9 protein-coding genes are annotated in these 10,393 nt (G+C 43.5%); 7 read left to right on the plus strand and 2 right to left on the minus strand.

Annotated elements, in window-relative coordinates:
* Positions 1-406 precede the first annotated feature (406 nt).
* Complete coding sequence (gene srmB / locus HUZ36_RS21340; protein WP_147391065.1) at positions 407-1,633, minus strand: ATP-dependent RNA helicase SrmB; 1,227 nt, start codon at positions 1,631-1,633, stop codon at positions 407-409.
* Positions 1,634-1,700: 67 nt separating this feature from the next.
* Here srmB and HUZ36_RS21345 point away from each other — a divergent pair, with 67 nt between their 5' ends.
* Positions 1,701-2,402, plus strand: coding sequence for a tRNA1(Val) (adenine(37)-N6)-methyltransferase (locus tag HUZ36_RS21345; protein ID WP_128731930.1), 702 nt, complete (start codon positions 1,701-1,703; stop codon positions 2,400-2,402).
* Between the two features lie 45 nt (positions 2,403-2,447).
* Here HUZ36_RS21345 and fldB read toward each other — a convergent pair whose 3' ends face one another.
* Positions 2,448-2,972: a flavodoxin FldB gene (gene fldB / locus HUZ36_RS21350; RefSeq protein WP_176033923.1), complete on the minus strand. Its 525-nt coding sequence runs from the start codon at positions 2,970-2,972 to the stop codon at positions 2,448-2,450.
* Between the two features lie 110 nt (positions 2,973-3,082).
* Between fldB and xerD the strand changes: the two genes are divergently transcribed.
* The 6 genes from xerD to HUZ36_RS21380 all read left to right on the plus strand — a co-directional run bounded on the left by xerD (position 3,083) and on the right by HUZ36_RS21380 (position 10,198).
* Positions 3,083-3,976, plus strand: coding sequence for a site-specific tyrosine recombinase XerD (gene xerD, locus HUZ36_RS21355; protein WP_125250971.1), 894 nt, complete (start codon positions 3,083-3,085; stop codon positions 3,974-3,976).
* 97 nt (positions 3,977-4,073) lie between these two features.
* A complete protein-coding gene (dsbC, locus tag HUZ36_RS21360) occupies positions 4,074-4,805 on the plus strand; it encodes a bifunctional protein-disulfide isomerase/oxidoreductase DsbC (protein WP_147391064.1) in 732 nt (243 codons plus the stop codon).
* Between the two features lie 99 nt (positions 4,806-4,904).
* Positions 4,905-6,629 (plus strand): single-stranded-DNA-specific exonuclease RecJ, encoded by a 1,725-nt coding sequence (gene recJ, locus HUZ36_RS21365; RefSeq protein WP_176033924.1) that lies wholly within the window; start codon positions 4,905-4,907, stop codon positions 6,627-6,629.
* 177 nt (positions 6,630-6,806) lie between these two features.
* A protein-coding gene (gene prfB, locus HUZ36_RS21370; RefSeq protein ID WP_125250840.1) for a peptide chain release factor 2 occupies positions 6,807-7,905 on the plus strand; the annotation gives its coding sequence in 2 pieces (ribosomal slippage) (positions 6,807-6,881 and positions 6,883-7,905; 1,098 coding nt in all).
* A 27-nt stretch (positions 7,906-7,932) separates the two neighbouring features.
* The gene (gene lysS / locus HUZ36_RS21375) at positions 7,933-9,483 is read left to right on the plus strand and encodes a lysine--tRNA ligase (RefSeq protein ID WP_128731925.1); all 1,551 of its coding nucleotides are present in this window, start codon (positions 7,933-7,935) and stop codon (positions 9,481-9,483) included.
* A gap of 529 nt (positions 9,484-10,012) precedes the next feature.
* Positions 10,013-10,198, plus strand: coding sequence for a hypothetical protein (locus tag HUZ36_RS21380; RefSeq protein ID WP_147391061.1), 186 nt, complete (start codon positions 10,013-10,015; stop codon positions 10,196-10,198).
* Positions 10,199-10,393: the final 195 nt, after the last annotated feature.

Below are 10,393 nucleotides of genomic sequence, written 5' to 3' on the forward strand. Positions count from 1 at the left end.
TCGTCAAATTTATGCTGACTAAGCAATATTCGGTCAGAGCCGATGATACCCCGTTGAGCAAAGTTTTCTAGCTTGTTTTGGTGCATTTTCGATTTAGGAATGGCAGAGAAAATAAGTGACACCCATCTAGATTAACATTCAAGCTGAGGAAGTGAAGTAAAAAGCATGTAAACACTTCTATCACTTTGGTCAAAAGCGTTTTCCGATAGGCCGACTTTTAGCGCGAAGCGTATCTCTACACTAAAACCGAGTTCTCGCGCACGACAAAGCGCTGAAAATACAGCAGTAATAAATGCTAGAGCTGAGAATGTGAGTTTTTGCTAAGTCAAAAAGCTAAGGCTTATCCAGATTAGCACTTGATCAAATTGGGCATAAAAAAACCAGCGCATTGACGCTGGTTTTTTTATTACTTTTTCTTTTTAACCTTGGCGGCTTTCTTTTTCGCTTTGATTTTAGCGGGATCTTTTTTCTTTTTCGGTGCTTTGGCTTCTTTATGTTTAGGTTCTAAGCCTTTAATTACGCGGCGCTTAAGTTTTTGGTCTGTATAACGCTCAACTTTGCCTAGTATTTCAACATCATGGGCTTCAACCAAAGAAACTGCGGTGCCTTTTTTCCCTGCACGGCCGGTACGCCCGATACGGTGTACATAAATATCCGCAGTGCGTGGCATATCAAAGTTGAATACGTGGCTGATGTCTGCAACATCAATACCACGGGCGGCAACATCCGTCGCGACAAGAATTTTTGTTTTGCCACTGTGGAAGCTTGCCATAGCAGTCATACGTTTATCTTGTGGCATTTCACCACGTAGCCAAGTTGTTTTTATACCTTTGGCAAATAGTTCGCCCACCAGTGTTTCAAGTCTTTCACGGGTTTTAACAAACACAACGGCTTTAGTGACTTCTTCATCATCGAGCAACTGCGCTAGTAGGTTGACTTTGTGCTCATAGCTGTCAGCTAAATGAACCCATTGATGGATCTTGCCTTTTTCTTTACGAGAAGGGGTCGCTTCAAGTAGCGCTGGGTCTTGCAAGATACGCTCAGCAAATTTCTCGACGCTCTCGCCTTCCAATGTTGCAGAGAACAAAAAACACTGACGACGGTTAACGGCTTCCGAGCAAATCCGTAGCATTTCTTTGCGAAAGCCCATGTCTAGCATACGATCAGCTTCATCTAAAATAAGCAGCTCAACATTTTCAGCGTGGAAGTTTTCGGTTTCTAGATATTCCATCAAGCGACCAGGTGTTGCGATGAGAATATCGTTGTTCTTCTCAAAAATTTCTTTGTGAGTACCATAGTTAATACCACCGGTTACCACACCTATTTTGAGGTGGACACCTGCTGCCAGTAACTCACATTGCTCATGTATTTGGTAGGCAAGCTCCCGAGTAGGCGTCATGATCAGCACGCGGGCAAAACCTGGCTCTTTGCGCGGAAAATCTAGCAAATACTGAATCGCAGGGATCAAGAATGCAGCGGTTTTACCCGTACCGGTTGGTGCACTGGCGAGAATGTCTCGACCAATCAGGGCTTCAGGAATAGCCATCTGTTGAATGCTGGTAGGAGTTTCATACCCCATTTTCTTAATAGCACTAATCAGCTTGCCGTCTAAATCAAATTCAGTAAATTGCATATTGCATCACAAATAAAGGACAATAGCGGAATTATACGTTGCTATTGCATTTTCTCAAAGGTATAGGATGTCTCAGTTTGCATTTAAACAATTTTCAGTGACGCAGCGCCATGCTGCTATGAAAGTTTCAACGGATGGGATCTTACTTGGTGCTTGGGCACCGGTATCGAATGCTAGGTCAATTGTGGATGTTGGTGCGGGGACTGGCTTGGTTGCGTTAATGTGTAAGCAGCGCAACCCAAATAGCAGTATTTATGCTGTTGAATTGGACCAAGCGGCACTCGTTGATGCGCAATATAATATTACCCATAGCCCATGGCCAGACATTAAGTTGTGCGATACTGCAATTCAAGCGTTTGAATGCGAAACTCAGTTTGACTTAATGGTGTCTAATCCGCCTTACTTTAACACCAGCTTGAAAAGCCAAGACCCTGCCAGAAACCGAGCGCGGCATACAGACAGCCTAAGCTTTGACGATTTATTGTCTGCGTTTGAAAGATTGACTTCGCCTCAGGGTCAGTTGGCTGTGATTTTGCCGTATCAGGAAAGTTTGCTGTTTAATCAATTGGCTGACAAAAGAAATCTCTCTCTCATTTCGGCCTGTACAATCAGCACAACTCCAAAAAAGGCACCGTCAAGGCGCTTGATGCTATTTAGTAAACTTGCTCACCATACTAAAGATGAGCAGAGGCTGGTGATTTATGATGAAAATAATCAATACAGCAAAGAGTACGTTGCTTTGTGCCAAGCGTTTTACTTAAAAATGTAAACGAGAGGGGGAGTTAACACGGTTGGCGTGTTAACTCGGTGAGCACTACTGCTCCAACTCGGTATATTCCGTCATGATCTGCTCAATCCAAGTGGCGATGCGCTCATCACTTTTGTCGTATTGGCTATCTTCATCCAGCGCAAGTCCAACAAAATGAGCGTTATCTTCAGTAAGCGCCTTTGATGCTTCAAACTCGTATTCATCATTGTTTGGCCAATAACCTAAGAAAGTCACTTGCTGTGGTGCAATTTTGTCGTGCAGCATGCCGAGGGCATCTTGAAACCACTCACCATATCCTTGTTGATCTCCCATACCAAATAGCGCAATGACCTTACCGCTTAAATCAATGGCTTCAATATCGTCCCAGTGAGATTCCCAATCTTCTTGTAATTCGCCAAAATCCCAAGTAGAGATACCAAAAATTAGGAAGTCAAACTGCTCTGCTTTTTTTAACGGCTCATCCTTAATGTTAAATAAGGTTACGGTGTCTTTGCCGATAATTTCTTGAATCTTTTCTGCGGCCATTTCTGTATAGCAGGTAGTGGAGCCGTAAAATAACCCAATTTGCATTGTATTTATCACTTTCAATTTGACTGGTATTATGGCCGCTAAGTTTACATCATGACGTAGCTAATTAATACAGGTGCCCAGTGAGCGAACACCAACCATACCCATTTGAGATGTCCGACACCCAATTGATTGAAGCCTTTCTCGATGCGCTTTTTTTGGAGCAAGGACTAAGCGAAAATACGATTAGTGCCTACCGCAGCGATTTAGAAAAGTTTCTTTTGTTCATAACCAAAGAAAAGGTGAGTACATCGTTATTAGCCGTTTCGTCTCAAGATATTGAAGCTTATCTTGCTTATCGTGTTGATAAGGGCCTAAAAGCGAAAAGTAGCGCAAGGGCGATCAGCGCATTAAAACGATTTTATTTATACTGGGTACGTGAAAAAAAAATCAGTCAATCGCCACTAGATACTATTGCGCAGCCTAAAACAACACCATCATTACCAAAAACCCTCAGTGAAGCAGAGGTAGAGGCACTGTTAAATGCTCCAGACTGTGAAGACCCTATGGGCCTGCGAGACAAAGCGATGCTCGAACTCCTTTATGCCACAGGGCTGCGAGTGACTGAGCTGGTGGGGCTAAGGATGGAGCAGGTCAATATGCGACAAGCTGTGGTACTTGTGCGGGGTAAAGGTAATAAAGAACGTTTAGTCCCGATGGGGGAAGAAGCATTGCACTGGTTGGAACAATTTCTTAAAAAAGGTCGGGGGTTGATGATTAAGCATGCGACCGATTTTGTGTTTCCATCAAAGCGCGGCATTGGCATGACGCGACAAACTTTTTGGCATCGAATTAAACACTATGCTATTTTGGCAGACGTGAAGTCGCCGTTATCGCCACATACGTTACGCCATGCTTTTGCAACACATTTACTAAACCATGGTGCCGACCTGCGCGTTGTTCAAATGATGCTTGGCCACAGTGACTTGTCAACGACTCAAATTTACACGCATGTTGCCAGTGAACGCCTCAAAACTTTACACCAGCAGCATCATCCAAGAGCTTAAATTTTTGTTACTTGGGAATTATTTACAGGTTACTCCGGTCATAGTGGGTAGCAACAAGGAGTGCGTCTCCTGTCATAAAAGGTTTAGAGAGAATAACATGAAAAAATTAATTATCGCCGCATCACTGGCATTAAGCTTCGGTGCATTTGCCGAGCAAACGGAAAATCAAGTAACTACCAGTGTTGATCCAATTACTGCGCAATTTAGTGGTTTAGGAATTGCGGTGAAAGAGATTAAAGATAGCCCGCTTGCGGGCTTGAAGACGGTGATCACTGATAAAGGAGTGTTGTACTCAAGTGCTGACGGAAAATATTTAATCCAGGGCACGATGATCGACCTTGATAACCGTCGAAATATCACTGAGGATGCGTTAAGTGGCGTGCGCAAGCAAGGCATTGCTGAATATGAAGATTCAATGATTGTCTATAAGGCAGAAAACGAGAAGCATCAGATCACTATATTTACCGACATTACCTGTGGCTACTGCCGTAAACTCCACCGTGAGTTAGAGGAGTATCTAGCAGCAGGGATCACGGTAAAATATTTAGCTTTTCCACGTGGTGGCTTACGTGGCTCGGGCTATGAAGACCTCAGAAATGTTTGGTGTGCCAAAGATGCAGCAGCAGCCTTAACAGATGCCAAGGCTGGAGGCGAAGTAAAAGTAGTTGAAAACTGTCAAGCACCAGTTGCTGAGCATTATCAACTAGGTCAGAGCTTTGGTATTTCGGGCACGCCTGCCATCATTCTTGAAGACGGTTCTATGATCCCAGGCTATCAACCAGCTGCTGCAATTTCACAGATGCTAGACGCACAAAGCCCTAAGTCTTAAGGCTTCTACGCAGCGATGGAGTTCACGACAAGAACTCGGTAAAATAGCGAAATAAAAAATACAAAAGGCCATTATGGCCTTTTTTGTTTGTGAAAGGTTATGTATACAGAAATTAAACCGAGAGAGCGGGTTGACGACAGTCATTTACCATCATCGTTACATCCGGTGATCAAGCAGCTTTATGCCGCAAGAGGGGTGAAAGCAGCTTTTGAGTTAGATAATAGTGCGGCAACGCTACACGACTTTAAGCTGTTCAAAGACATTGAACTGGCAAGCCAAATCTTAGCGCAAGCACTCGCAGAGCAAGCAAAAATACTCATTGTAGGGGATTTTGATGCCGACGGTGCTACCAGTACAGCGGTATTGATGGAGGGGTTAGCGCAGTTTGGCTTTTTGCATGTCGACTACGTTGTACCAGACCGATTTAGTTTGGGATATGGATTAAGCCCTGCTTTAGCTGAGCAAATTGTATCGCTTAGCCCCGACTTAGTGATAACAGTTGATAACGGTATTTCTTGCATTCGTGGTGTAGAAATTGTCAAGCAAGCGGGCATTAAAGTTATTGTTACCGATCATCATTTACAAGGTGATGTCCTGCCGAATGCCGATGCAATCGTAAACCCTAATCGCCTTGATTGTGAGTTTCCATCAAAATCTATCGCCGGAGTGGGGGTTGCTTTTTATCTCTTAATCGCGCTACGACATTACTTGCGCTTGCAGAATTATTTTACTGAGCAAAATAAGCCAATACCTAACCTAGCTTCTTTACTTGATATTGTCGCGTTGGGTACCGTTGCTGATGTGGTGGCGCTGGATGCGAATAATCGTACGCTGGTACACCAAGGGCTTGCACGGATCCGTAGTGGTCAAACAAGGCCTGGGATCCAAGCCTTGATTGAAGTTGCGAATCGAAATATTGCAAGGTTGAGCGCCAGTGACTTTGGTTTTGCTTTGGCTCCAAGGTTAAATGCGGCAGGTCGCCTTGATGATATGAGTTTAGGGATCGCCTGTTTGTTGTCAAAAGATATTAATCAAGCACGCCGTATTGCGTCTGAACTCGATAGTTTGAATATTGAACGTCGTGAAATAGAGCAAAGCATGCAACAAGAAGCGCAAGCGGTATTGGAACGGCTAGTATTGAAAAGCCAAGCCGTGCCAGACGCCTTGTGTTTATATCAAGATGATTGGCATCAAGGGGTAATAGGTATTCTGGCTGGACGCCTAAAAGAAAAATATCATCGTCCATGTATTATTTTTGCACAAGGCGACAATGGTGAGATCAAAGGGTCGTGTCGCTCCATTGAAGGTCTGCATATGCGTGACCTGCTTGAGTCAATCAATACCCAGCATCCGGATTTAATTATAAAGTTTGGCGGTCATGCGATGGCGGCGGGGCTGACTATTCAAGAAGCTGAATTTGCCAATTTTAAGAGGATATTTGAGCAACGAGTCAGTGCAACCCTGACTGAGGAAGCAAAACAAAGCATTCTCTTGACCGATGGAGAATTACCAGGTGATTGTTTCACCATGGATTTTGCTTTTGAATTACAACAGGCAGGACCATGGGGACAACAATTTAGCGAGCCTATATTTCAGGATATATTTGAGTTGGTGCAGCAGCGCATTGTTGGTGAGAAGCACCTAAAACTTGTGCTTAAGCACCGCTCTGGTCGTCTGGTTGATGCAATAGCGTTTAATGTTGATGTTCGGGCTTGGCCAAATCACCAAGCAACTCATGCTTTGTTTGCTTATCAACTCGATATTAATGAGTTTCGTGGTAAATATAATTTACAGCTCATTGTTCGTGAGCTTCAAGCACAGTAGAGTTAGTGAGCACGTCGTCAACGGCGTTTTAGAAAAACTACGAAAATTCTCCCTTTAAGGGATGCTAAGCGCGGTTATTATTTGATACTATTGGTCGCTTAAATCTAGAGTCTGGCAGATTGTCAGGCTTGTTTGTGAATTCACAAACCCACAAATTTAGTTCTGGAGTAATGGTAAATGTTTGAAGTGAATCCTGTGATTAACCAAATCAAGGAAATTCGCGAGCGTACAGAGCTTCTTAGGGGGTATCTTTGACTACGCTCTAAAGCAAGAGCGTTTAGAAGAAGTTAATGCCGAATTAGAAGATCCTGCTGTATGGAATGAGCCGGAAAGAGCCCAAGCACTGGGCAAAGAAAAGTCAAACCTAGAAGTCATCGTTGAAACCATCGATAACCTTGTAGCCGGCGCTGATGATGCAGAAGGTTTGGTTGAGCTTGCTGTGGAAGCTGAAGATGAAGAAACCTTCACTGAAGCAGAGCAAGAAGTTAACGGCCTTGTTGAGCAACTGGAAAAACTAGAGTTTCGTCGGATGTTCTCGGGCGATCAAGATGCCAACGATGCGTATATCGACTTACAGTCAGGTTCCGGCGGCACCGAAGCACAAGATTGGTGTAACATGTTGCTTCGTATGTATTTACGCTGGGCTGAAGCGAAAGGCTTTAAAGCTGAAATCGTTGAAGCGACAGATGGCGATGTTGCCGGTATTAAGGGTGCAACCGTGAAAGTGAGTGGTGAGTATGCCTATGGTTGGCTGCGCACTGAGACTGGTGTACACCGCTTAGTACGTAAGAGTCCTTTTGATTCAGGCGGTCGTCGTCACACTTCATTTGCCTCTGTATTCGTTTACCCAGAAATTGACGATAATATCGAGATTGATATTAACCCCGCAGATCTTCGTATCGATGTATATCGTGCATCGGGCGCTGGTGGTCAGCACGTTAACCGTACAGAATCGGCGGTACGTATTACACACTTACCAACGAATACCGTTGTACAGTGTCAAAATGACCGCTCGCAGCATAAAAACAAAGATCAAGCGATGAAGCAGTTAAAGGCGAAATTGTTTGAACTTGAACTGCAAAAGCAAAATGCTGAAAAGCAAGCCCAAGAAGATGCAAAATCTGACATTGGTTGGGGCAGCCAAATCCGTTCATACGTGCTCGATGATTCACGTATTAAAGATTTGCGTACTGGTATTGAGAACCGCAATACCCAAGCCGTATTAGACGGTGATTTAGATAAATTTATCGAAGCAAGCCTGAAATCAGGCCTTTAATCCACAAGCTAAACTAAGAGCTAAACAATGACAGATCACAATCAAGACGAAAATAAACTTATTGCTGAGCGTCGTGGCAAGCTAGATGCGATCCGTGAGAATTGCCCTGCAAATGGCCACCCGAACTCATTCCGCCGTGAAGACTACACGCAAGATCTACAAGCTAAGTTTGGTGATAAATCGAAAGAAGAACTTGTAGAGCTTGACCATCATGTTTCAGTTGCGGGTCGTCTGCTTGCAAAACGTGGTCCTTTCTTAGTATTACAAGACATGAAAGGTCGCATTCAGGCTTATGCTTCAAAAGACGTACAGAAAGACCTAAAAGAAAAGTATGGCCAGTTAGATATCGGCGATATCGTTGGCGTTAAAGGTCCGCTTCATAAGTCAGGTAAAGGCGATTTATACGTAGACATGGTTGAGTATGAGCTACTGACTAAGTCGTTACGTCCACTGCCTGAAAAGTTCCACGGTCTGACAGATCAAGAAGCGAAATATCGTCAGCGTTATGTTGATTTAATTACTAACATGGATACGCGTGAAACTTTCCGTATTCGCTCTAAAGTGATTGAAGGTATTCGCCGTTTCTTGGCAGAGCGTGACTTTATGGAAGTGGAAACGCCGATGCTGCAGGTTATTCCTGGCGGTGCCTCTGCACGTCCATTTGTAACCCATCACAATGCACTAGATATCGATATGTACTTACGTATCGCGCCTGAGCTATACCTTAAGCGCCTAGTGGTTGGTGGTTTTGAGCGCGTGTTCGAAATCAACCGTAACTTCCGTAACGAAGGTTTATCTACACGTCACAATCCTGAATTCACGATGATTGAGTTTTATCAAGCATACGCGGATTACAATGATTTGATGAACCTAACTGAAGACATGCTACGTACCGTTGCACAAGACGTTTTAGGCACCACGACGGTGATTAATACCGTGAAGAATGCTGAAGGCGAAGTAACTGAGACGATTGAGTATGACTTTGGCAGCCCATTCCAGCGCTTATCAATGGCTGATGCTATTCTACAATATGGTCCTGATGCTGAAGCACAAGCTGAAATCTTCAAAGATCCAGAAAACCACTTTGAAGCACTGAAAGCTTACGCGAAGAAAGTACACGTTAAGATCCCTGAAAAATGTGTATGGGGTCCAGGTAAGTTCTTATGTGAAATCTTCGAGGAAGTTGCTGAACATAGACTTATCCAACCGACGTTCATCACTGAATACCCGTGGGAAGTGTCTCCACTTGCGCGTCGTAATGACGAAAATCCATTTATCACTGACCGTTTTGAGTTCTTTGTTGGTGGTCGTGAGCTGGCGAATGGTTTCTCTGAGCTTAATGATGCTGAAGATCAAGCTGCGCGCTTTGCTCGTCAAGTGGAAGAAAAAGATGCAGGTGACGATGAAGCAATGCACTATGATGCGGATTATATCCGTGCGCTAGAGCATGGTTTACCGCCAACAGCAGGTGAGGGGATTGGTATCGATCGCCTAGTGATGTTGTTCACAGACTCACCGACTATCAAAGACGTTATTTTGTTCCCACATATGCGTCCAGAAGTACAAGCTGAGCAATAAGTACTTTCAAGTCATTTGAAGCTACATTAAGAAAAGCGCCTTATGGCGCTTTTCTGTTATTTGTGTGAGAAAAAGCGTATTGCGTATTCAAAGCATCATGCGCTCTATACTTGTTGGCCTTGAAACTTGCTCAATTTGAAGACGTAAATCTGACGCTAACGGCGTTAAAAGTTTCTTAATGAGAACAACTAAATAACCTAAACTTGGGATAATAGCTGGTTCTCTAGCAGCGGTTATGAACTAGATCTTCTTGCATAAAAATCGCTCACTAATTAAGTCGAATTGGTATTGTAGGGCTATGTGAGCATTCACTCAGTCTATAATGCAGTTCCTTATTTGATACTTGATTATCTAGCTTTATTAACTAACCTTCTTCAAGTTTGAGAATACTTCACAATAATAATACCGAGACACTTAATTGAGCTGTCAGCTTTGTTTAGTAAGCAACTGCCAAAAAATTAAGATAGAAGTTAACTGTAAAAATTGGATGGCTATTAGGTACGCTTGGTTTCGGACGAAGGGAAATAAAATGAACCGCCACGAACATATTGATGCTGACGACGAACACGAGCAAGCGAGAATAATGTATTATCGAGCCTGTATTGCTGAGTTTCAACAGCTAGGTTATCAAGAAGCACTTTTAGATGAAACATTCAGCCAAAAACGTTTAGGTGAAACCAAGTTGAATGACTCTAACTCTCTACAAAATGAGTAAAATTTGGCGTTAGTGCTGAGTAACTAGGCAGACTGCACAATCTATCACCATTCAGTGCTTTTTTACAAGAAAAGTATTTGACATATTTTTTCTAACCTATATTATACGCCCCACAAGACGGAGAGGTGGCCGAGTGGCTGAAGGCGCTCCCCTGCTAAGGGAGTATAGGGTTTGTAGCCCTATCGAGGGTTCGAA

It is taken from the genome of Pseudoalteromonas sp. McH1-7 (genome assembly GCF_013366255.1).
Lineage (GTDB): Bacteria > Pseudomonadota > Gammaproteobacteria > Enterobacterales > Alteromonadaceae > Pseudoalteromonas > Pseudoalteromonas peptidolytica.

What these genes read in the sequence shown, in the direction of transcription:
- srmB (WP_147391065.1), bottom strand. Translation starts at nt 1,633, where the DNA reads ATGCAATTTACTGAATTTGATTTAGACGGCAAGCTGATTAGTGCTATT.
- HUZ36_RS21380 (WP_147391061.1), top strand. Translation starts at nt 10,013, where the DNA reads ATGAACCGCCACGAACATATTGATGCTGACGACGAACACGAGCAAGCG.
- recJ (WP_176033924.1), top strand. Translation starts at nt 4,905, where the DNA reads ATGTATACAGAAATTAAACCGAGAGAGCGGGTTGACGACAGTCATTTA.
- xerD (WP_125250971.1), top strand. Translation starts at nt 3,083, where the DNA reads ATGTCCGACACCCAATTGATTGAAGCCTTTCTCGATGCGCTTTTTTTG.
- HUZ36_RS21345 (WP_128731930.1), top strand. Translation starts at nt 1,701, where the DNA reads ATGTCTCAGTTTGCATTTAAACAATTTTCAGTGACGCAGCGCCATGCT.
- fldB (WP_176033923.1), bottom strand. Translation starts at nt 2,972, where the DNA reads ATGCAAATTGGGTTATTTTACGGCTCCACTACCTGCTATACAGAAATG.
- dsbC (WP_147391064.1), top strand. Translation starts at nt 4,074, where the DNA reads ATGAAAAAATTAATTATCGCCGCATCACTGGCATTAAGCTTCGGTGCA.
- lysS (WP_128731925.1), top strand. Translation starts at nt 7,933, where the DNA reads ATGACAGATCACAATCAAGACGAAAATAAACTTATTGCTGAGCGTCGT.